We start from the raw sequence: 22,220 nt of genomic DNA, 5'->3' as shown, positions 1-22,220 counted from the left end.
GCACATCGCAGTTCTTAACTTGCCGCTTGTAGCTGACAGCTTGCCGCTCTCTAAAAGAGATCGATCGGCGCCGCCTCATCCGCCGGCAGCGGGCTGCCCGGTACGATGCCGTTGCCCAGCTCATTGACCGACGGCGGCGTGTCTTCGCTCTTGAACAGTTCGAAGTACGCATTCGGCGTGCTCGGCGAGGCCGCACGGCCACTGATCGGGTCGATCCGCAGGCTGAGGATGCCTTCCGGCTCCGGTTGGGTGTGCAGCGGCTTGTCTTTCAGGGCGGCGCCCATGTAGCTCATCCAGATCGGCAGCGCGACGGTGCCGCCGAACTCGCGGCGGCCAAGGCTTTCCGGCTGGTCGTAGCCGGTCCACACGGTGGTCACGTAGTCGGCGTTATAGCCGGAGAACCAGGCGTCCTTGGATTCGTTGGTGGTACCAGTCTTGCCCGCGATATCTGCGCGGCCCAAGGCCAGGGCGCGACGGCCGGTACCCTTCTTGATTACGTCTTCGAGGATGCTGTTGAGGATATAGGTGGTACGGCCATCCACAATGCGCTCGGCCACGGCGGGTGCCTGCGGTTCGGTTGCAGCGGGGTTGGTGGCTGGCGCGGTGCCTGGGGTCGGCTCGATGGTGATGCCGCCATTGCCTGGCGCCGCCAGGCCATCCGTCGCAGCGATGCCGTTGACCACATCACCCGGCACACGTGGTGGGTTGGCGGTGAACAGGGTGTCGCCGTTGCGGCTTTCGATCTTGTCGATAAGGTACGGCGCGATCTTGTAGCCGCCGTTGGCAAAGGTGCTCCAGCCAGTGGCGATTTCCATCGGCGTGAGGGTCGCGGTACCCAAGGCCAGGGACAGGTTCGGCGGCAGGTCCGACTTGTTGAAGCCAAAGCGCGTGATGTAGTCGATGGTCTTGCCTACACCCATCGCCTGAAGCAAGCGGATCGACACCAGGTTGCGCGACTTGTACAGCGCCTCGCGGATACGGATCGGGCCGAGGAAGGTGTTGGTGTCGTTCTTGGGGCGCCAGACTTTGTCCAGGTACTCGTCGACGAACACGATGGGTGCATCGTTGACCAGGCTGGCGGCGGTGTAACCGTTATCCAGGGCGGCGCTGTAGATGAACGGCTTGAAGCTCGAGCCTGGCTGGCGCTTGGCCTGGGTGGCCCGGTTGTAGTTGCTCTGCTCGAACGCGAAGCCACCCACCAGGGCGCGGATTGCACCGTTCTGCGGGTCCAGCGATACCAGTGCGCCCTGGGCCAGCGGCACCTGGCTGAATTTCAGGCTGTCGTCCTTCTGGCGTTGCACGCGGATCAGGTCACCCACTTGCGCGACATCCGACGGTTGCTTCGGCATCGGGCCCATGCTGTTGGTGTTCAGGAACGGGCGTGCCCATTTCATGCTGTCCCAGGCCACGTGGGCTTCGCCGGTGCGGGTCAGTACCTGTACGCCATCTTTCTTCACCTGGGTGACGATGGCCGGTTCCAGGCCGCTGATCGCACGCTGTTTGCCCAGCTCGGCCGTCCAGGCGCTCAGGGTCTTGCCTGGCAGGCGCGACTCAGGGCCTCGGTAGCCGTGGCGCTGGTCGTAGGTGATCAGGCCGGAATGCACGGAGTCATTGGCGATGTCCTGCAAGTCGCTCGGAACCGTCGTGGTCACGCGGAAGCCTTCGGTGTAGGCCTCGCTGCCGTAACGACCGACCATCTCCGCACGCGCCATTTCAGCGATATACGGGGCATTCACCTCCGGCGTCGGCACGTGGTAGCTGGCGTTCAACGGCTCGGCCACCGCACTTTCATAGGCGGCCTGGTCGATCTTGCCCAGCTTGTACATGCGCCCCAGGATCCAGTCGCGGCGCTCTTTGCTGCGCGCCGGGTTGGCCAGGGGGTTGAAGCGCGAAGGGGCCTTGGGCAGGCCGGCAATCATGGCCATCTGCGCCAGGCTGGCGTCACGAATCGACTTGCCGTAGTAGACCTGCGAGGCCGCCTCGATCCCGTAGGCACGGTTGCCCAGGTAGATCTTGTTGACGTACAGCTCGAGGATCTCGTCCTTGGTCAGCTGACGTTCGATCTGCAATGCCAGCAGGATTTCAGTGGCTTTGCGCGAAAAACTGCGCTCGCTGGTGAGGAAGAAGTTCTTCGCCACCTGCATGGTGATGGTGCTGCCGCCGGATTGAATGTGTCCGCTTTTTACCAGTTGTGTGGCCGCACGCACCAGGCTGCTGGGGTCGACGCCATAGTGGTTGGCAAAATTATCGTCTTCGGCCGACAGCAATGCGCTGATGAAATTAGGTGGAATGTCGGCAAAACGGATCGGTGTGCGGCGCATTTCGCCGAACTCCGCGATCAGCTTTTCATCGCTGCTGTAGACCCGCAAAGGAATCTGCAACTGGATACTTCTGAGGGCCTCTACGGAGGGTAAACCCGGACTAAGGTAGAGGTAGGCCCCGCTGAGTACGAGCAGCAGCCCGCAGACGATCGCGACAATGGAGTACCCGAAAAACTTCAGCAGACGGATCAAGGCTTTTGGATTTCCAGAGAAAAGAATGGGTTACGCGTCGGGGCATGCATGGCAAACGATGGATCGACCCGAGCTGCAGATAAAAAGCGGGGAAAAACGCTGGGCATTAAAGCATTTTTCGCCTTGGGGCGTCATTCGCGCCGGCTCAACAAGTCGACCGAATGCAGGGCTTCCGGCGGCAATCAGGCGTTAAGACAGGCAAAGCTTTGGGGAGTTTTATGGGAAAGGGATTTTTCAGGCGCAAAGTCGACACCGTCCTTGGCGTCGACATCAATGAGGCAGGGATCAAGTTGGTAGAGCTGAGCTGTTCAGCCAACCGTTACACCGTGCAGGGCTACGCCACACAGGCGCTGCCGGCCCAGGCGGTAGTCGACGGCGTCTGGCTGGACCTGGAAGGCATAGGCCATGCGCTGTACATGGCGCTCTCCCGGCTGCGCACGTCAGCCAGGCAGGCGGCAGTCGCCGTTTCCGGTCCTTCGGTCATTACACGGGTCATCGAAATGCAGGCGGGGCTTGGCGACGACGAAATGGCCCGGAGGATCCAGGTGGAGGCAGAGCAATACATTCCCTACCCACTGGACGAGGTGGCGCTGGACTTTCAGGTCCAGGGGCCGTCGACGCAGGATTCCGCGCAGGTCGAGGTGTTGCTGGCGGCGTGTCTGAAGGAGCACGTCGAGGTTCGTGAAGCCGTGTTGGCCCTGGCGGGGCTGGTGCCCAGGGTGGTGGATGTCGAAGGGTTTGCATTGGCGCGCGCTTGCCGTCAGGATTTCGCCAGCTTCACGCCGGGTCATCGAGTCGATGGTGCCCAGTGGATCGTGGATGCCCCTGGGATGGGAGTCGCTTGCGGGTTGGCCCTGAGGAGTTTCGCTGGATGACACGAATCAATCTTTTGCCTTGGCGCCAGGCGCTGGTTGAGCGGCGGCGTAAATATTTCCTGATACTGCTGGTGGCGTTTGCCTGTGTGGCGCTCGCGACGGTGTGGCTGGCGGACCAGGTGATCGACCAGGCGATCGACCGGCAGGTGACGCGAAACGATCATGTGCGCAAGGACGTCGGCGTCCTGGACTCGCGTATCGAGACCATTGATGACCTCCAGGTGCAAAGCCAGCAACTGGCGGAGCGGATGAAAGTCGTGCAGGACCTGCACGATAATCGCTCCGCCGGTGCACAGCTGCTGGATCAGTTGGCCCGTGCGGTGCCCGACGGTGTGCATTTGCATGAGGTCGTGGCGAAAGGCGATACGGTGAGTATCAGTGGCAGTGCTGAATCCAGCCAGGATATTGCCCAACTGATGCGTCGCCTGGAGGCATCCGAAGGCGCCCACGCCACTCGCCTGCAGCATGTACGAACCGAAGGCGCTCGCGGCAACACTGAATTCCAGTTGATGGTGGGCCAGGGAGAGTCTTCCGAGGCCCAGCCATGAGCCGGTCCTGGCTCGAATTTTCCGCGCTGACTCACAATGCTGCCAAATGGCCCTTACCTGGCAGGATCTTGCTGGGCTGCGCGCTGGCCGGCGTAGTGATGCTGTTGGGCGACCTTGTGTACCTCAGCCCGTCGCGGGAGCGCTTGCGCGAGGTCGAGGTGCAGGAAGTGGGCTTGCAGCAGCAACTCGCGGAAAAGGCCGTCCTGGCTGCCGATCTTGAAGAGCGGGCTCGCCAGGTCCAGCTTATGCAGGAGAAGGTCGGCAGGCTTTTGCAGCAAATGCCCGAAGAGTCCGAAATGCCCGGCTTTCTTGAGGACATCGCCAGGATGGCGCTGGCCAACGGTTTGGTGATTGAGAGCGTCACTCCGCTGGATAAGCTGTCTAGGCCGTTCTATCACGAACAGCCCGTTCGCATCGGCGCCACCGGTACCTATCACGACCTGGCGACGTTTGTGAGTGCCCTGGGCGGCCTTTCGCGAATCGCCACGGCGCACGATATTGCCATGCGACGTGACGGCAAACTGCTGCACCTTGATCTGCTGGCCAAGACTTATTGGCATGAGCGACAAGGCATCAAGCGGGACGCGGCTGTCATGCAAAGGCAACCCTTTGTATACGGTGCTTCTGGTATTCGCGATCCGTTCCAGCCCATTGCCCTGCAAGTGGACCGCGCGCCAGGGCGGACGGCCGCTGCGCCGGACCTCGCTCGCCCGCGGGAAGCCTTGGAAGGCCACCCAGTGGATCAGTTCGAGATGGTCGGCACGTTGTCCCATGGGGCGCAGACCTTCGCCTTGCTGCGCCAGGCCTCAACCGTGCACCGCCTGGCAGTCGGCGACTATCTGGGTCCGGACCATGGTCGAGTTACAGCGATTCATGACGGCCATATCGAACTGGTCGAGTTATTTCCCGATGAACAGGGGGGATGGCTGGAGCGTCCGCGAACCCTCGTGCTAAACGTCAACTCATAACGGAATCAAACAATGAAAAGGACTTTCTCGTCCTTCGGTGTGGCGCTATGGATAGCGTTCACGGCACCGATGGCTGCTGCTGTGCCCAATCGTGTGGACCTGATCCAGCTACCGCCTCCCGGCAGCGCGGGTTCGGGCGCCTATAGCGGTGAAAAGCTGAACCTCAACTTCCAGGACATCGGACTACGTGCTGCCTTGCAGCAAATCGCCGACGTGGCGGGCCTCAATCTGGTGGTCGGCGATGACGTACAGGGCTCTATCACCCTGCGGCTCAAAGGCGTGCCCTGGGATCAGGCGCTGGACCTGGTGCTGCAAACCAAAGGCTTGGATAAACGGATAAAGGCTGGTGTCCTGCTGGTGGCGCCGGCCGAGGAGTTGGCTGCACGGGAACTGCTGGCGCTGGAATCGCGCAAGCAGATGGCTGACCTGGCGCCGCTGCGCCGTGAGCTACTGCAAGTCAACCACGCCAAGGCGGCAGACCTGGCCAAGCTGTTTCAGTCGGTGAGCGGCTTTGAAGGCACGACCGATGAGCGTGGTTCAGTGGCAGTGGATGACCGCACCAATAACATCATTGCCTTCCAGACCGGCGAGCGCCTGGAAGAGTTGCGGCGGATCGTGGCGCAACTGGATGTGCCGGTGCGCCAGGTGATGATCGAAGCGCGGATTGTCGAGGCCAATGTCGACTACGACAAAAGCCTGGGCGCGCGCTGGGGTGGGCGGCTCAATCGCGGGAATTGGGCTGCCGGGGGGATCCAGAAGCCTTTGCCGGACGGTGCCCAGGCGCCGGAAAACGTGCCCGGCTCGCCATTTGTCGACCTGGGTTCACTCACGGGTACATCGGGCCTGGGCATCGCCTTTATCACCGATAACCTCCTGCTGGACCTGGAACTGACCGCCATGGAGAAAACCGGCAATGGCGAAATCGTCTCGCAGCCCAAGGTGGTCACTTCCGACAAGGAAACCGCGCGCATTCTGAAGGGCACCGAAATTCCCTATCAGGAATCCACCTCTCAAGGTGCTACCTCGGTGTCGTTCAAGGAGGCGTCCCTGTCGTTGGAGGTCACGCCGCAGATCACCCCCGATGACCATGTGATCATGGTGGTCAAGGTCACCAAGGATGAGCCCGACTATCTCAACAAACTCAACGACGTACCGCCGATCAAGAAAAACGAGGTGAATGCCAAGGTGCTGGTCAAGGATGGCGAGACCATCGTCATCGGCGGGGTTTTCTCCAATACCCAAAGCAAAGTGGTAGATAAAGTGCCATTTTTGGGCGATGTGCCGTATCTTGGCCGCCTTTTCCGGCGCGATGTGCTGGCGGAGAAAAAATCCGAGCTGCTGGTATTCCTGACTCCGCGTATTATGAATAACCAGGCGATTGCTGTGAGTCGTTGATTCTGTGCGAAATTTGATTCTTGTAGGACCGATGGGGGCTGGAAAAAGCACCATCGGCCGATTGCTGGCCAAAGAGCTGCGCCTGCCATTCAAAGATTCCGACAAGGAAATTGAATTGCGCACGGGTGCCAATATCCCATGGATCTTCGATAAGGAAGGCGAGCTGGGCTTTCGCGACCGCGAGCAGGCGATGATTGCCGAGCTGTGCGGCTGCGATGGCGTGGTATTGGCCACCGGCGGCGGCGCGGTGATGCGCGATGAAAATCGGCGGGCGCTGCATGCCGGTGGTCGGGTGGTCTATCTGCATGCGTCGGTCGAGCAGCAGGTGGGGCGTACCGCCCGTGATCGCAATCGTCCTTTGCTGCGCACGGCGAACCCGGAAAAAACCTTGCGCGACCTGCTCGCGCTGCGCGATCCGCTGTATCGGGAAATCGCCGATCTGGTGGTGGAAACCGATGAGCGGCCGCCTAGGATGGTGGTTCTCGACATTCTCGAGCGCCTGCAACGGCTGCCACCCCGTTAAAGCCAGGCCCGAAATGCGCTATTCTCGGCGGCGCGCTATCACCCTGCGGGGTGTGGCGTAGAGCCATCAGGCAACGTCAGATCTCGACGTTACCGGTCGTCAATACATCTTCAACGCGGGGACACATGCAGACACTTAAGGTCGATCTAGGCGAGCGCAGCTACCCGATCCATATTGGCGAAGGTCTGCTGGACCAGCCCGAATTGCTGGCCCCGCACATTGCCGGGCGGCAGGTGGCAATCATCTCCAACGAGACGGTCGCGCCGCTGTATCTTGAGCGTCTGAGCCGCAGCCTGGCGGCGTACTCAGTGATCTCCGTGATTCTGCCCGATGGCGAAGCCCACAAGAACTGGGAAACCCTGCAACTGATCTTTGATGGCCTGCTGACCGCACGCCATGACCGCCGAACCACCGTGATTGCCCTGGGCGGCGGTGTGATCGGCGACATGGCCGGCTTTGCGGCGGCCTGCTACCAGCGCGGCGTGGACTTTATCCAGGTGCCGACCACCCTGTTGTCCCAGGTCGATTCGTCGGTGGGCGGCAAGACCGGTATCAACCACCCCCTGGGCAAAAATATGGTTGGCGCGTTCTACCAACCCCAGGCCGTGCTGATCGACACCGCGACCCTCAACACCTTGCCACCGCGGGAACTGTCGGCGGGCCTGGCGGAAGTCATCAAGTACGGGTTGATCTGCGACGAACCCTTCCTGGCCTGGCTGGAAGAACATGTGGACGCCCTGCGCGCACTCGACCAGGTTGCGCTCACCGAGGCGATTTCCCGCTCCTGCGCCGCCAAGGCGCTGGTGGTGAATGCCGACGAGCGGGAGTCCGGTGTGCGGGCCACCTTGAACCTGGGCCACACCTTCGGCCATGCGATCGAAACGCACATGGGCTATGGTGTGTGGTTGCATGGGGAGGCCGTAGCGGCTGGCACAGTGATGGCATTGGAAATGTCGCAACGTCTGGGCTGGATCAGCGCCCAGGAGCGGGATCGCGGCATCCGCCTGTTCCAGCGTGCCGGTTTGCCGGTTATCCCGCCGGAAGAGATGACTGAGGCGGACTTCCTCGAACATATGGCGATAGACAAGAAAGTGATCGACGGTCGCCTGCGACTGGTGCTGTTGCGCCATATGGGCGAAGCGGTAGTGACCGACGATTATCCGAAAGAGATTTTACAGGCCACGCTGGGAGCGGATTACCGCGCCCTGGCTCAGCTGAAAGGTTAATAAGATCCCGATGACTAGTTTGCATGCCGACGAGGCGTTCCTCGGCCATTACCAGTTAAGCCACGACCCTTTTGCTCCACGGGTGCCTGGTTTCAAATTTTTCCCGGCCCAGCGCAAGCCGGTGCTGGGGCAACTGCACCATCTCGCGCGCTACAGCCAGCTGCTGCTGGTTGTCACGGGCCCGTTGGGCAGCGGCAAGACCTTGCTGCGCCAGGCCCTGGTGGCCAGTACCAACAAACAGTCCGTACAGAGCGTGGTGGTGTCTGCCCGTGGCGCCGGTGATGCGGCGGGCGTGCTGCGTCAGGTAGCCCAGGCGCTGGATGTGGCCACTGCCGAGCCGAATGCGATCCTCAAGCAGGTGGTGCAACTGGGTCTGACCGGCCAGGAAGTCTACCTGCTGGTGGATGACGCCGAGCAGCTCGACGAGTCCGCCCTGGAAGCGCTGTTGGCGCTGGCGGCGGGCACGCCGGAAGGTCGCCCCCATGTGTTCCTGTTCGGTGAATCGTCGTTGATCGCCGATCTGGAGCAGATCAGCGGTGATCAGGAGCTGTTCCACGTTATCGAACTGCAACCGTACGAAGAGGACGAAACCCGGGAATACCTGGCTCAACGCCTCGAAGGCGCAGGGCAGGGCATCGAACTTTTCTCCGCTGCGCAGATCTCTGATATTCACGAAAGCTCCGACGGCTGGCCTGGCACCATCAACCAGGTCGCCCGCGATGCCATGATCGAAGCCATGATTGCCAGCCGCTCTGCGGTCAAGCGTCCAAAGATGGGGTTCACTATGCCTAAGAAGCACGTATTGGCAATTTCCGCCGTTGTCGTGGTTGCTGTTGCCGCCGCCTGGTTGATTCCGGGTCGCAGCAAGGCGCCGACCACCGCCGGTGCGCCAACCGAACAGGCGCAGTTGCCACTGGGCAAGCCCACGCCGAATGTCGAGTTCGCCAATTCCGGTCAGCCGACCAACCTGCCGATGGTGGGCCAGCCGGTGATGCGTGGCCCGCTCGCGGAAGAAGCCGGTGGTATCTCCGAAGGCGACGACGGTGTGCCGGTGGAAGGCTCCAGCGCCACACCGCCGACCGTGACCACTACTGCGCCACCTGCGGGCGTTCCCGCAGGTACGCCAGCGACCCCTGTGGCGCCAGCCGCCAAGCCGACCCCGGCACCGACCGTTGCCACTGCCAAGCCCGCGGCGCCAGTGGCGAAGCCGGCTCCGGCGCCAGCCGCCAAACCGGCTGAAAAGCCGGCAGCCACCGTCGCCAAGGCCGGCAGCAGTTGGTACAGCAGCCAGCCCACCGGCAACTTCGTCGTGCAGATCCTCGGCACCAGCTCCGAAGCGAACGCCCAGGCGTTCGTGAAAGAGCAGGGCGGCGAATACCGTTATTTCAAGAAAGTGCTCAACGGCAAGCCTCTCTACGTGATCACCTACGGCAGTTTCCCAAGCCGTGCCGCAGCTGATTCCGCCATCAAAGCCTTGCCAGCGAAGGTTCAGGCTGGTAAACCTTGGCCTCGCACTGTCGCCAGCGTTCAACAAGAACTGGCAGCAACTCGCTGAAGATCCGGCGGCCTTACCCAGGCCGCCCTCCCGGCACCTCAAAAAAGATCGCAAGGCGTGCAGCCCCTCCAGGCCGCGCGCTTTGTGGTGTCTGCGTTACAGTAGCTTTTGAGTCGTAGCGGTCAGAATTAAAAAAGTTTTGACTAGCACAGCATATCGCTTTAAACCTTTCATAAATGCGACATAGATTTGCGACATTTCGTCGCTAAATTTGTGAGCGTCTGTGTCGGTGTGTACAATGACCTCCCTTTTGCCCCCGCTAAGCCGGCGTACGTTCGGCGTGGAAGGTAACCGGTTGAATTGAAAAGAAATTTGCCTCGATATAAGAGGCAGCCTGGTGAGAAAGTGTCTATGAAAGCAGGTCTGTACCAACCCGATGAATTCAAGGATAACTGCGGTTTCGGCCTGATAGCCCATATGCAGGGCGAGCCCAGTCATACCCTTTTGCAAACGGCCATCGAGGCCCTGACCTGCATGACCCACCGCGGTGGGATCAACGCCGACGGCAAGACCGGTGACGGTTGCGGCTTGCTGATTCAAAAGCCCGACCAGTTCCTGCGCGCGGTCGCCAAGGAGCATTTCGCGGTCGACCTGCCCAAGCAGTACGCCGTGGGCATGGTATTTTTCAACCAGGACCCGGTCAAAGCCGAAGCCGCTCGCGAGAACATGAACCGCGAGATCATCGCTGCCGGCCTGCAGCTGGTGGGCTGGCGTAAAGTGCCGATCGACACCAGCGTGCTCGGCCGCCTGGCCCTGGAGCGCCTGCCGCAGATCGAACAAGTGTTCATCGCAGGCGACGGCCTGAGCGACCAGGATATGGCGATCAAGCTGTTCACCTCCCGTCGTCGCTCGTCCGTGGCCAACGCCGCCGATGTCGACCACTACATCTGCAGCTTTTCCCACAAGACCATCATTTATAAAGGCCTGATGATGCCGGCGGACTTGACCGCCTTCTATCCAGACCTGAGCGATGAGCGCCTGCAAACCGCCATTTGCGTGTTCCACCAGCGCTTCTCCACCAACACCCTGCCGAAATGGCCGCTGGCCCAGCCATTCCGCTTCCTCGCCCACAACGGCGAGATCAACACCATCACCGGCAACCGCAACTGGGCCGTGGCCCGTCGCACCAAGTTCGCCAACGATTTGATGGACCTGGAAGAGCTCGGCCCACTGGTCAACCGCGTGGGCTCCGACTCCTCCAGCATGGACAACATGCTCGAGCTGATGGTCACCGGCGGCATCGACCTGTTCCGTGGCGTGCGTATGATCATTCCGCCAGCGTGGCAGAACGTCGAGACCATGGACCCGGATCTGCGTGCATTCTACGAGTACAACTCGATGCACATGGAGCCGTGGGACGGCCCGGCCGGCGTGGTCATGACCGACGGTCGCTACGCGGTGTGCCTGCTCGACCGTAACGGTCTGCGCCCGGCCCGCTGGGTCACGACCACCAACGGTTTCATCACCCTGGCGTCGGAAATCGGCGTGTGGAACTACAAGCCGGAAGACGTTATCGCCAAGGGCCGTGTAGGCCCTGGGCAGATCCTCGCCGTGGACACCGAAACCGGCCAGATCCTCGACACCGATGCCATCGACAACCGCTTGAAGTCCCGTCACCCGTACAAGCAATGGCTGCGCAAGAACGCCCTGCGCATCCAGGCGACCATGGAAGACAACGACCACGGTTCGGCGTTCTACGACATCGACCAGCTCAAGCAGTACATGAAGATGTACCAGGTCACGTTCGAAGAGCGCGACCAGGTGCTGCGCCCGCTCGGCGAGCAAGGCTACGAGGCGGTCGGCTCCATGGGCGATGACACGCCGATGGCCGTGCTGTCCCAGCGCGTGCGTACGCCGTACGACTATTTCCGCCAGCAGTTCGCCCAGGTGACCAACCCACCGATCGACCCGCTGCGCGAAGCCATCGTGATGTCCCTGGAAGTGTGCCTCGGTGCCGAGCGCAACATCTTCCAGGAGTCGCCTGAGCACGCCTCCCGCGTGATCCTCAGCTCGCCGGTCGTTTCCCCGGCCAAGTGGCGTTCGCTGATGACCCTGGAGCGGCCGGGTTTCGGCCGCCAGATCATCGACCTGAACTACGACGAGAGCCTCGGCCTTGAAGCCGCTGTGCGCAACGTCGCCGACCAGGCCGAAGAAGCCGTGCGCGCCGGGCGTACCCAGATCGTGCTGACCGACCGTCATATCGCTCCAGGCAAATTGCCGATCCACGCGTCTCTGGCCACCGGCGCGGTGCACCACCGCCTGACCGAAAAAGGCCTGCGCTGCGACTCCAACATCCTCGTGGAAACCGCCACCGCCCGCGACCCGCACCACTTTGCGGTGTTGATCGGCTTCGGCGCCTCGGCGGTGTACCCTTTCCTCGCTTATGAAGTGCTGGGTGACCTGATCCGTACCGGTGAAGTACTGGGCGACCTCTACGAGGTGTTCAAGAACTACCGCAAGGGCATCACCAAGGGCCTGCTGAAGATCCTGTCGAAGATGGGCATCTCCACCGTCACCTCCTACCGTGGCGCGCAGCTGTTCGAAGCCATCGGCCTGTCGGAAGAAGTTTGCGAGCTGAGCTTCCGTGGCGTGCCGAGCCGCATCAAGGGTGCGCGTTTCGTCGACATCGAAGCCGAACAGAAAGCCCTGGCCGCCGAAGCCTGGAGCGCGCGCAAGCCGATCCAGCAAGGTGGCCTGCTCAAGTTCGTGCACGGTGGCGAATACCACGCCTACAACCCGGACGTGGTGAGTACCCTGCAAGCCGCCGTGCAGCAGGGCGACTACGCCAAGTTCAAGGAATACACCGCGCTGGTGGATAACCGCCCGGTGTCGATGATCCGCGACCTGTTCAAGGTGAAGACCCTGGATACGCCGCTGGCCATCAGCGAAATCGAACCGCTGGAATCGATCCTCAAGCGCTTCGACTCTGCCGGTATTTCCCTGGGCGCCTTGTCGCCTGAGGCCCACGAAGCCCTGGCCGAAGCCATGAACCGCCTGGGCGCGCGTTCCAACTCCGGTGAAGGCGGTGAAGACCCGGCGCGCTACGGCACCATCAAGAGCTCGAAAATCAAGCAGGTTGCCACTGGCCGTTTCGGTGTGACCCCGGAATACCTGGTCAACGCCGAAGTGCTGCAGATCAAGGTGGCCCAGGGCGCCAAGCCCGGTGAGGGCGGCCAACTGCCGGGCGGCAAGGTCAATGGCCTGATCGCCAAGCTGCGTTATGCGGTACCGGGCGTGACCCTGATCTCGCCGCCGCCGCACCACGACATCTACTCGATTGAAGACTTGTCGCAGCTGATTTTCGACCTGAAGCAAGTCAACCCGCAGGCCCTGGTCTCGGTGAAACTGGTCGCAGAGGCGGGCGTCGGTACCATCGCCGCCGGCGTGGCCAAGGCCTATGCCGACCTGATCACCATCTCCGGCTACGACGGCGGCACCGGCGCATCGCCGCTGACCTCGATCAAGTACGCCGGCGCGCCGTGGGAACTCGGCCTGGCGGAAACCCACCAGACCCTGCGCGGCAACGACCTGCGCGGCAAAGTGCGGGTGCAGACCGACGGCGGCCTGAAGACCGGCCTCGACGTGATCAAGGCCGCCATCCTCGGCGCCGAGAGCTTCGGTTTCGGTACCGCGCCGATGATCGCCCTGGGCTGCAAATACCTGCGCATCTGCCACCTGAACAACTGCGCCACCGGCGTCGCCACTCAAAACGAAAAGCTGCGCAAGGATCACTACATCGGCACCGTCGACATGGTGGTGAACTTCTTCACCTACGTCGCCGAAGAAACCCGTGAGTGGCTGGCCAAGCTCGGCGTACGTTCCCTGGAAGAGCTGATCGGTCGCACCGATCTGCTGGACATCCTCGAAGGCCAGACCGCCAAGCAACAGCACCTGGACCTGACGCCGTTGTTGGGCAGCGATCACATCCCGGCAGACAAGCCACAATTCTGCCAGGTGGATCGCAACCCGCCGTTCGACAAGGGCCTGCTGGCCGAGAAGATGGTCGAAATGGCCGGTTCCTCGATCAACGACGCCAGTGGTGGCGAATTCGCCCTGGATATCTGCAACTGCGACCGTTCCATCGGCGCACGCATCTCCGGCGAAATCGCACGCAAGCATGGCAACCAGGGCATGGCGAAAGCGCCAATCACCTTCCGCTTCAAGGGCACTGCGGGCCAGAGCTTCGGCGTCTGGAACGCCGGCGGCCTGCACATGTACCTGGAAGGCGACGCCAACGACTACGTAGGCAAGGGCATGACCGGCGGCAAGCTGGTCATCGTTCCGCCCAAAGGTAGCGTCTACAAGACCCAGGACAGTGCCATCATCGGCAACACCTGCCTGTACGGTGCCACCGGTGGCAAGCTGTTCGCCGCCGGTACGGCCGGTGAGCGTTTCGCCGTGCGTAACTCCGGTGCCCACACCGTGGTCGAAGGCACTGGCGATCACTGCTGCGAGTACATGACCGGGGGCTTTGTCGCGGTATTGGGCAAGACCGGTTACAACTTCGGTTCGGGCATGACCGGCGGTTTCGCCTACGTGCTCGACCAGGACAACACCTTCGTCGACAAGGTCAACCACGAGTTGGTCGAGATCCAGCGGATCAGCGGCGAAGCCATGGAATCCTACCGGAACCACTTGCAGCACGTGCTGGACGAGTACGTCGAGGAGACCGGCAGCGAATGGGGGCGTAACCTCGCCGAAAACCTCGATGATTACCTGCGTCGTTTCTGGCTGGTCAAGCCCAAGGCTGCCAACCTGAAATCGTTGCTTTCCAGCATCCGTGCCAACCCGCAGTGATATGCGCCTGAAGAGTTTGATGAGGTTTTAACATGGCTGAACGTCTGAATAACGACTTCCAGTTCATCGATGTCGGGCGCAAAGATCCGAAGAAGAAACTGTTGCGTCAACGCAAGAAAGAGTTCGTGGAAATCTACGAGCCCTTCAAACCCCAGCATTCGGCCGATCAGGCCCACCGCTGCCTGGGTTGCGGTAACCCGTATTGCGAATGGAAGTGCCCGGTGCACAACTTCATTCCCAACTGGCTCAAGCTGGTGGCCGAGGGCAACATCCTCGCCGCCGCCGAGCTGTCCCACCAGACCAACACCCTGCCGGAAGTTTGCGGCCGGGTGTGCCCGCAGGACCGCCTGTGCGAGGGTGCCTGCACCCTGAACGACGGCTTCGGCGCGGTGACCATCGGTTCGGTGGAGAAGTACATCACCGACACCGCGTTCGCCATGGGCTGGCGTCCGGACATGTCCAAGGTAAAGCCGACCGGCAAGCGTGTCGCGATCATCGGTGCGGGCCCGGCGGGCCTGGGCTGTGCCGACGTGCTGGTGCGCGGCGGCGTGACCCCGGTGGTGTTCGACAAGAACCCGGAAATCGGCGGCCTGCTGACCTTCGGCATCCCCGAGTTCAAGCTGGAAAAGACCGTGTTGAGCAATCGCCGCGAAGTCTTCACCGGCATGGGCATCGAGTTCCGCCTGAACACGGAGATCGGCAAAGACGTGACCATGGAGCAACTGCTCGAAGAATACGATGCGGTGTTCATGGGCATGGGCACCTACACCTACATGAAGGGCGGCTTTGCCGGTGAGGACCTGCCGGGCGTTTACGACGCGTTGGACTTCCTGATCGCCAACGTCAACCGCAATCTGGGCTTTGAAAAGTCGCCGGAAGATTTCGTCGACATGAAAGGCAAGAAGGTCGTGGTCCTCGGCGGCGGCGACACCGCGATGGACTGCAACCGTACCTCGATCCGCCAGGGCGCCAAGTCGGTGACCTGTGCGTATCGCCGTGACGAAGCCAACATGCCCGGCTCGCGCAAAGAGGTGAAGAACGCCAAGGAAGAAGGCGTGAAATTCCTCTACAACCGCCAGCCGATCGCCATCGTCGGTGAAGACCGCGTCGAAGGCGTGAAGGTGGTCGAGACCCGTCTCGGCGAACCGGACGCCCGTGGCCGCCGCAGCCCCGAGCCGATCCCGGGCTCCGAAGAGATCATCCCGGCCGACGCCGTGGTCATCGCTTTCGGTTTCCGCCCAAGCCCGGCGCCGTGGTTCGAGCAGTTCGAGATCCAGACCGACAGCCAGGGCCGCGTTGTCGCCCCGGAACAAGGCCAGTACAAGCACCAGACCAGCAACCCGAAAATCTTCGCCGGTGGCGACATGGTGCGCGGCTCTGACCTGGTGGTGACGGCGATCTTCGAAGGCCGCAATGCCGCCGAAGGGATCCTGGACTACCTGCAAGTCTGACCCTGATCCCAGGTTGAAAGGGGATCAAACTGTGGGAGGGGCTTGCTGTGGTGAGCGGGCTTGTCCCGCGCCGGGCTGCGAAGCAGCCCCTTTGATCTGCGGTGAACCCGGGGGGCAAGCCCCCTCACCACAGCTAGCTACCGCGACAAATTGACCCGATAGACAAAAGGCACCGCTCTTGCCGTGCCTTTTGCGTCTCGCTCTGAGAAAATGCCCGCACTTTTTTTGCGGATGCCGACATGACTGCCCTCAAGAACGACCGTTTCCTTCGTGCCCTGCTCAAGCAACCCGTGGACGTCACCCCTGTGTGGATGATGCGCCAGGCCGGTCGCTACCTGCCGGAATACCGCGCCAGTCGCGCCCACGCCGGCGACTTCATGAGCCTGTGCATGAACCCGGAGTTCGCCTGCGAAGTCACGCTGCAGCCACTGGATCGCTACCCGCAACTGGACGCGGCCATCCTCTTCTCCGACATCCTCACCATCCCTGACGCCATGGGCCAAGGCCTGTACTTCGAGACCGGCGAAGGCCCGCGTTTCAAGAAAGTCATCAGCACCCTGGCCGATATCGAAGCCCTGCCGATCCCCGACCCGCACAAAGACCTTGGCTACGTGATGGACGCCGTCAGCACCATCCGCCGCGAGCTGAACGGCCGCGTGCCGCTGATCGGCTTCTCCGGCAGCCCGTGGACCCTGGCCACCTACATGGTCGAAGGCGGCTCGTCGAAAGACTTCCGCAAGACCAAGGCCATGCTTTACGACAACCCGCAAGCCATGCACCTGCTGCTGGACAAGCTGGCCCAGTCGGTTACCTCCTACCTCAACGGCCAGATCATGGCCGGCGCGCAAGCGGTGCAGATTTTCGATACCTGGGGCGGCAACCTGTCGGCGGCGGCGTATCAGGAATTCTCCCTCGCCTACATGCGCAAAATCGTCAGCGGCCTGATCCGCGAACACGAAGGTCGCAAGGTTCCGGTCATTATGTTCACCAAGGGCGGCGGGCTGTGGCTGGAAAGCATCGCTGATGCTGGCGCGGATGCACTGGGTCTGGACTGGACGTGCGATATCGGTGAAGCCCGCCGTCGCGTCGGCAACCAGGTAGCGCTGCAAGGCAACATGGACCCGACCGTGCTGTACGCCAAGCCGGAAGCGATCCGCACTGAAGTTGGCCGTATCCTCGCCAGCTACGGCAAAGGCACTGGGCATGTGTTCAATCTCGGGCATGGCATTACGCCGGAAGTGAACCCCGAGCATGCGGGCGCGTTCCTGCAAGCGGTGCACGAACTGTCCGCGCAATACCACCAGTAACCTCCCTGCCTGAAAAACGAGCCCCGCTTTGCCTGGCAAAGCGGGGCTCGTTGCGTTTCAGCGTCTGTTAAGCCCTGTCTTGCCAATCTGAGCTGCTTGGGATTTCTCCTACAGCCTCGGTAACTCACCTCGGTAAAAATCCTACCCGACGCTTCCACTCGCCAACCACTGGCGTTAATTGTCAGGTGATACCGGATGACTACCGTTTGCTATTCAACACGCCAGAAATTGCTGCACTGGATCTCGGCCGTGATCATTTTATGGGCGTTGTTGTCGGGTTTTTTCGTGGCCGTGTTTACCGTGTCCGCGCCGGTCAAGGCGTGGGTCGGCTTTTTCAATGTGTCGTTGACCACCCTCTATATCCCGGTTTTTGTTTTACGGGTTTACTGTTCGTTTTCCCACGGCCTGGATTTTTCCATCAAACGTTCGCTGCAGGAGTACATGGCGTTATTGGTTCACAAGGCCATGTACCTGGTGCTGGCGGTGGTATTGGCGACAGGTGTGCTGATGATGGATCGGCCGATCAATATCTTTAACCTGTTTTCCATCGCCCCCTTTGAAAGCGACCCTGCCCGCATTGCCTGGTACACCCGCGTGCATGTGCTCTCTTGCGTGGGGTTGTTGTTGATGTTGGTGATGCATATCGGCGCGGTGGTGATGCATGAACGCGAGGGCAAGCGGGTGATGGTGCGGATGTCTTTTGAAAAGACACCCGGCGGTGAGTACGAGGATCAAGGTGTGAGGATTTGCTCGGCAAATCGGGCAACGACATGATCGAAGGCTTGTTGATCACCGAGTGTGGTTGAGCGCAGAGCCGTCATGATGGTTTTGAAGTCTGCATCGCTGGCCTGAGAAACGAAGTCAGGATCAAAGACGCGTTCAAGGGCGTCCTGACGACGATTGTTCAAGTAGGCGATATCCAGGGCGAGGACGTCGATCATCTTTCCGGCGGGAGAGTCCTTGGTATCGGTTGCCTGAATCTGCCCGTTCAGCAGATACCGGAAGCGCTGTTCACAACCATCCTCCATCGGCGAAATATGCTCTGCATCGTCGAACCAGTTGCCTTTGACATGCCCGCAATGCAAGGGAGAGCCAGGCCTGGTTTCCCGGATGCAGGAGGCGTGAAGATTTTGGTATTCAAGCGCCAATTCCTTGAAATGCTTTTGTGGGCGGAAGTGTTCGATGTGGCTCGACTCAGTATCAATGCCTCTGCCGCAGTAACAACAAAAGCCACCTTGCTCCAGCAACAGGCTGTTGTGCAGTTCACGTTTTTGCGGGTCCTGCAGGGTTGAGTAAGTCGGTACCCATTCGTCACTGATTGAAGCTTTCCACTGGGTAAAAGAAGCCGGTTCAGTTCCTTTGAACACTTGTTTCATTTTCCGAGAATCTCCTTGCGGCGGATCAGGGCTTGGGCGCCTGCGAATTCGGGGAGGTCAGGCGCCAGCTCTTTGAGCGCCTGGAGTTGAGTTTTAGCTTTTTCCAACTCGTTGTCTTCGATGGTACTGAATAGCTCGTTAAGGAGCGCTTCTATCTCTGGTTCTCGTTCGGATGCGCCCATGATTTCTTCAAGAACTCGGCTGGAGTCAAGACCGTATGAGACGCGAGGATGTGGAGCGTCGCGGTTGTTCAGAAGCATAATTTCTTCAGGCCTTAGTCCGCCGATTATCTGGGGCGAGTGGCTAGCCGCTATGAACTGGATTTTTGGAAATGCATTTTTTAGAGCTGAGACGATAGTGCGTTGCCAATCGGGATGCAGATGAATATCCAGTTCGTCAATTACCACAATTCCAGAGGTGTCCGCTAAGACGGTATGTCCTTTTTGCGGATTAAGGAGGCACATGCGGCGTGCGATATCGGCAATAAGCGCGATCATTCCACGTTGCCCGTCGCTCAGATTTTTGAACAGTAATGTTTTGTTGTCGTTCAAGTTAACTAAAAGGCTTCGAATCTCCAGGTCATATTCGATGCCATTGGCATCAGGCAAAGCAAACTTCAATGCTGCGTTAACCCAATCGAGCTCATCATCGAATTGATTGGTGCTTTGGACGCGAGACATTTTTTGGAGCCGTTCCAGGGTTTTTCCTATAAACCAGCTTTCAAAGTCTTTTAGGCTTACAGACGCGTCATACCAATTTTTATAGGCATCTAGTCTGGAGGGCTGCTCGGCAATCGCAGACTCTGCCGATACATCAGTAGAAATCCATCGACGATTTGCTCGGTAAAAAGCAAAAAGAGGAAGTTCCGTAGTGCTTTCTGAGTTTGAAATATTGATTTCGTCTGCGACGTATACAGCCATAGCAGTATCTAAATTGGGTATATGACCTTGCCGAACTTGGCTTACCTCCCACGTAGGAAATTCGAGTACGTCTCCAATGGCTGTCAATGTTATTGGGTAAGCCCTTTCAAATCGGTAGCGGTCCTCGAACCTCAGAACCGTTGACCGAACGTCAAGCTCAGATAAGAGACCTTCACTTTGGCCTAAACATCTGGAAATGTTGAAGAAGCTTGCCGCCACCGCCTGCAACAACGAAGTCTTACCGCTCCCATTAACCCCCACCACCAGGTTAAAACCCGGCTGAAAGTCAAAAGTGGCATCTTCGTAGCAACGAAAATTCTGAATATGAAGCTGGTCCAGGCGCATTCTGGCTTTCCTTTACCAAGACTGACGAATGCCGACAGTGTACCTTGGCCCGCCGGAACCGCCAGAGGTGCAGGCGTTACGCGCTTTTTGCGCTCCCCAACGGCGGCAACTTCGCCAACTTCAACGCCACCAGCAACGCACCCATCAATAGCGCCACGATAAACGCGCCGATGCCGTTCCATCCGCCGAAGTGCCAGAAGAATCCGCCCGCTGTCCCGGCGATGCTTGAGCCTACGTAATAGCAAAACAGATACAGCGACGACGCCTGCCCCTTGGCTTTCACCGCGCGGCGCCCGATCCAGCTGCTGGCCACCGAGTGGGCGCCAAAGAAGCCGAAGGTGAAGATCAGCATGCCCGGCACCACCAGCCACAGTGGGGTGAACAGGGTCAGGGCCATGCCGGCGAGCATCAGCACGATGGTGGCCCAGAGCACGCGGCGGCGGCCGAGGCGGTCGGCCAGGGAGCCGATTTTCGCCGAGCTGTAGATGCCCGAGAGGTACACCAGCGACAGCAGGCCCACCACGGCCTGGCTCAGGTCATACGGGTCGGCCAGCAGGCGATAGCCGATGTAGTTGAACATCGTCACGAACGCGCCCATCAGCAGGAAGGCTTCAAGGAACAGCCACGGCAGGCCGGCATCCTTGAAATGCATGACGAAGCCGTCCACCAGGCTGCGTGGCTTGAGGCTGCTGGCGCGGAAGTTGCGCGATTCGGGGAGAATCTTCCAGAACACCGTGGCGGCAATCAACGCCAGGGCGCCGATGATCAGCATTGCGGTGTGCCAGCTGACGAAGTCGATCAGTACACCGATGATCAGGCGTCCGCTCATGCCCCCGATGGCATTGCCGCCGATGTACAGGCCCATGGCCAGGCCGATGTGCTGGGGGTGGATCTCTTCGCTCAGGTACGTCATCGCCACGGCAGCCAGGCCGCTCAAGGACAGGCCCACCAGCGCACGCATCAGCAAAATCCCTTCCCAGGACGGCATCAAGCCGCTGGCGATGGTCGCCAGCGCTGCGCAAAACAACGCGGCGACCATCACCGGCTTGCGGCCCAGGGTGTCGGAAATCGGCCCGGTAATCAGCAAACCCAGCGCCAGCATCGCCGTCGCCACTGAGAGGATCAGGCTGCTTTGTGCCGCATTGATGGAGAACTCGTGGGACAGCGCCGGCATCATCGGCTGCACGCAATACAGCAGGGCGAACGTGGCGAAGCCGCCGGAGAACAGCGCCAGCACCGTGCGCATGAACATCGGCGTGCCTTTTTCGATGTACGCGTCATTGAGCTGCGCCACCACCTCATCCAGGGCGGTGGGCGGGACTTCTTGGGCGAATGGAGCGACAGCAGATTTCACGGAGACCTCGGGGAGGAAAAGCCTGCCAGGACTGGCAATGCAAAAAAGAATATAGCTGGCTAATGATTCTTTCCAATATATTGTTCGACCCGTTTGATAGCTTTTACGACCTAATGAGGCTGACATGGAATTACGTCACCTGCGGTACTTCATCGCTGTCGCCGAGGAGCTGCACTTTGGTCGCGCGGCGCAGGTGCTGGGCATCTCGCAACCGCCATTGAGCCAGCAGATCCAGGCGCTGGAGCAGGAGGTGGGCGCGCGCTTGTTTGAGCGTACCAATCGTCGGGTCGAGCTGAGCGAGGCCGGGCGCTTGTTCCTGCACGAGGCGCGGCTGGTGCTGGCCCAGGTCGACAAAGCGGCAGACGTGGCCCGCCGTGCGCAGTTGGGGGAACTGGGCGAATTGAAGATTGGCTTCACCTCGTCGGCGCCGTTCAACTCCACGATTCCGCAGGCGATCTTCGCGTTTCGCCAAGCCTTCCCGGCGGTGCACCTGAACCTGCAGGAAATGAGCAGCACCGAAGTGGCCGAGTCGCTGGTGGATGAGTCGATCCAGGTTGGGCTGATGCGTCCGCTGCCGCTGCCGGACTCATTGAGTGTGATCGAGCTGATGCGCGAACCGCTGGTTGCCGTATTAAACGCTGACCACCCCTTAGTGGAGGGTAGTGAGCGTGGCCTGCACCTTGCGCAACTGGCGGAGGAACCGTTTGTATTTTTCCCTCGCACCTACGGCAGTGGCCTGTACGCCCAACTGCTCAACCTGGCCCGTGATGCCGGCTTCAGCCCGCACTTCGCCCAGGAAGCGGGGGAGGCGATGACCATCATCGGGTTGGTGGCGGCGGGCTTGGGCGTGTCGGTGCTGCCAGCGTCGTACCAACGGATACGCATCGATGGCGTGGTCTATCGCACCTTGCTGGATCAGGAGGCGGTGACGGCGGTATGGCTGGTGCAGCGCAAAGGCGCACAAACGCCGATGGCGAAGGCGTTTGTGGAGTTGTTGGTGGTGACCGGGCTAGCCCCAAATCTGACGCTGTGATCTGCCTGAAAAAACGCGGTGATCTTAATGGGGC

15 protein-coding genes and 1 pseudogene are annotated in these 22,220 nt (G+C 60.5%); 12 read left to right on the top strand and 4 right to left on the bottom strand.

Translation table 11 applies throughout. The features are described 5' to 3' along the window. Positions 1–50: 50 nt before the first annotated feature. The gene (locus V3W40_RS18860) at positions 51–2,510 is read right to left on the bottom strand and encodes a penicillin-binding protein 1A (RefSeq protein WP_442962847.1); all 2,460 of its coding nucleotides are present in this window, start codon (positions 2,508–2,510) and stop codon (positions 51–53) included. Positions 2,511–2,731: 221 nt separating this feature from the next. Here V3W40_RS18860 and pilM point away from each other — a divergent pair, with 221 nt between their 5' ends. The 11 genes and pseudogenes from pilM (at position 2,732) to V3W40_RS18805 (ending at position 17,932) form a co-directional block, all read left to right on the top strand. After that, positions 2,732–3,388 (top strand): type IV pilus biogenesis protein PilM, encoded by a 657-nt coding sequence (pilM, locus tag V3W40_RS18855; RefSeq protein WP_065925845.1) that lies wholly within the window; start codon positions 2,732–2,734, stop codon positions 3,386–3,388. Then, positions 3,385–3,936: a PilN domain-containing protein gene (locus V3W40_RS18850; RefSeq protein WP_065925712.1), complete on the top strand. Its 552-nt coding sequence runs from the start codon at positions 3,385–3,387 to the stop codon at positions 3,934–3,936. The genes pilM and V3W40_RS18850 overlap by 4 nt, the downstream gene beginning before the upstream one ends. Beyond that, positions 3,933–4,904, top strand: a complete 972-nt coding sequence (locus tag V3W40_RS18845; RefSeq protein WP_330215486.1) for a pilus assembly protein PilP — start codon at positions 3,933–3,935, stop codon at positions 4,902–4,904. The genes V3W40_RS18850 and V3W40_RS18845 overlap by 4 nt, the downstream gene beginning before the upstream one ends. Before the next feature lie 138 nt (positions 4,905–5,042). Further along, positions 5,043–6,299: pseudogene (locus V3W40_RS18840) on the top strand (type IV pilus secretin PilQ); the annotation flags it as partial. Positions 6,300–6,303: 4 nt separating this feature from the next. Then, a complete protein-coding gene (gene aroK, locus V3W40_RS18835) occupies positions 6,304–6,822 on the top strand; it encodes a shikimate kinase AroK (RefSeq protein ID WP_003171222.1) in 519 nt (172 codons plus the stop codon). 125 nt (positions 6,823–6,947) lie between these two features. Then, the gene (aroB, locus tag V3W40_RS18830) at positions 6,948–8,048 is read left to right on the top strand and encodes a 3-dehydroquinate synthase (protein WP_027605004.1); all 1,101 of its coding nucleotides are present in this window, start codon (positions 6,948–6,950) and stop codon (positions 8,046–8,048) included. Between the two features lie 10 nt (positions 8,049–8,058). Beyond that, the gene (locus V3W40_RS18825; RefSeq protein WP_027605003.1) at positions 8,059–9,603 is read left to right on the top strand and encodes an SPOR domain-containing protein; all 1,545 of its coding nucleotides are present in this window, start codon (positions 8,059–8,061) and stop codon (positions 9,601–9,603) included. 351 nt (positions 9,604–9,954) lie between these two features. Further along, complete coding sequence (gltB, locus tag V3W40_RS18820) at positions 9,955–14,400, top strand: glutamate synthase large subunit (RefSeq protein WP_330215485.1); 4,446 nt, start codon at positions 9,955–9,957, stop codon at positions 14,398–14,400. 32 nt (positions 14,401–14,432) lie between these two features. After that, a complete protein-coding gene (locus V3W40_RS18815) occupies positions 14,433–15,851 on the top strand; it encodes an FAD-dependent oxidoreductase (protein ID WP_053140574.1) in 1,419 nt (472 codons plus the stop codon). Positions 15,852–16,090: 239 nt separating this feature from the next. Next, complete coding sequence (gene hemE / locus V3W40_RS18810) at positions 16,091–17,158, top strand: uroporphyrinogen decarboxylase (protein ID WP_330215484.1); 1,068 nt, start codon at positions 16,091–16,093, stop codon at positions 17,156–17,158. Between the two features lie 195 nt (positions 17,159–17,353). Continuing rightward, positions 17,354–17,932 carry a cytochrome b/b6 domain-containing protein gene (locus tag V3W40_RS18805; RefSeq protein WP_330215483.1) on the top strand — a complete coding sequence of 193 codons (579 nt, stop codon included), beginning with the start codon at positions 17,354–17,356 and terminating at the stop codon, positions 17,930–17,932. Here the strand turns inward: V3W40_RS18805 and V3W40_RS18800 are convergent. The 3 genes from V3W40_RS18800 to V3W40_RS18790 all read right to left on the bottom strand — a co-directional run bounded on the left by V3W40_RS18800 (position 17,890) and on the right by V3W40_RS18790 (position 21,105). Next, positions 17,890–18,534 (bottom strand): retron system putative HNH endonuclease, encoded by a 645-nt coding sequence (locus V3W40_RS18800; RefSeq protein WP_330215482.1) that lies wholly within the window; start codon positions 18,532–18,534, stop codon positions 17,890–17,892. The two genes, V3W40_RS18805 and V3W40_RS18800, sit on opposite strands and share 43 nt — an antisense overlap. Then, positions 18,531–19,799 (bottom strand): AAA family ATPase, encoded by a 1,269-nt coding sequence (locus tag V3W40_RS18795; RefSeq protein WP_330215481.1) that lies wholly within the window; start codon positions 19,797–19,799, stop codon positions 18,531–18,533. Before V3W40_RS18795 ends, V3W40_RS18800 begins: the two co-directional genes overlap by 4 nt. Before the next feature lie 76 nt (positions 19,800–19,875). Beyond that, positions 19,876–21,105 carry an MFS transporter gene (locus V3W40_RS18790; RefSeq protein ID WP_409999752.1) on the bottom strand — a complete coding sequence of 410 codons (1,230 nt, stop codon included), beginning with the start codon at positions 21,103–21,105 and terminating at the stop codon, positions 19,876–19,878. A gap of 172 nt (positions 21,106–21,277) precedes the next feature. Between V3W40_RS18790 and V3W40_RS18785 the strand changes: the two genes are divergently transcribed. Then, positions 21,278–22,186: a LysR family transcriptional regulator gene (locus tag V3W40_RS18785; RefSeq protein WP_065925704.1), complete on the top strand. Its 909-nt coding sequence runs from the start codon at positions 21,278–21,280 to the stop codon at positions 22,184–22,186. Positions 22,187–22,220 lie beyond the last annotated feature (34 nt).

The organism is Pseudomonas sp. AM8 (assembly GCF_036346475.1).
Taxonomy (GTDB): Bacteria; Pseudomonadota; Gammaproteobacteria; order Pseudomonadales; family Pseudomonadaceae; genus Aquipseudomonas; species Aquipseudomonas marginalis.
The sequence above is the reverse complement of the archived record's forward strand: the minus strand, read 5'-3'. Positions and strand labels throughout refer to the sequence as shown.

Coding starts and splice junctions, on each gene's coding strand:
- V3W40_RS18825 (WP_027605003.1), top strand. CDS start 8,059: ATGACTAGTTTGCATGCCGACGAGGCGTTCCTCGGCCATTACCAGTTA.
- V3W40_RS18785 (WP_065925704.1), top strand. CDS start 21,278: ATGGAATTACGTCACCTGCGGTACTTCATCGCTGTCGCCGAGGAGCTG.
- V3W40_RS18850 (WP_065925712.1), top strand. CDS start 3,385: ATGACACGAATCAATCTTTTGCCTTGGCGCCAGGCGCTGGTTGAGCGG.
- V3W40_RS18845 (WP_330215486.1), top strand. CDS start 3,933: ATGAGCCGGTCCTGGCTCGAATTTTCCGCGCTGACTCACAATGCTGCC.
- gltB (WP_330215485.1), top strand. CDS start 9,955: ATGAAAGCAGGTCTGTACCAACCCGATGAATTCAAGGATAACTGCGGT.
- V3W40_RS18805 (WP_330215483.1), top strand. CDS start 17,354: ATGACTACCGTTTGCTATTCAACACGCCAGAAATTGCTGCACTGGATC.
- pilM (WP_065925845.1), top strand. CDS start 2,732: ATGGGAAAGGGATTTTTCAGGCGCAAAGTCGACACCGTCCTTGGCGTC.
- hemE (WP_330215484.1), top strand. CDS start 16,091: ATGACTGCCCTCAAGAACGACCGTTTCCTTCGTGCCCTGCTCAAGCAA.
- V3W40_RS18795 (WP_330215481.1), bottom strand. CDS start 19,799: ATGCGCCTGGACCAGCTTCATATTCAGAATTTTCGTTGCTACGAAGAT.
- V3W40_RS18815 (WP_053140574.1), top strand. CDS start 14,433: ATGGCTGAACGTCTGAATAACGACTTCCAGTTCATCGATGTCGGGCGC.
- aroB (WP_027605004.1), top strand. CDS start 6,948: ATGCAGACACTTAAGGTCGATCTAGGCGAGCGCAGCTACCCGATCCAT.
- V3W40_RS18800 (WP_330215482.1), bottom strand. CDS start 18,534: ATGAAACAAGTGTTCAAAGGAACTGAACCGGCTTCTTTTACCCAGTGG.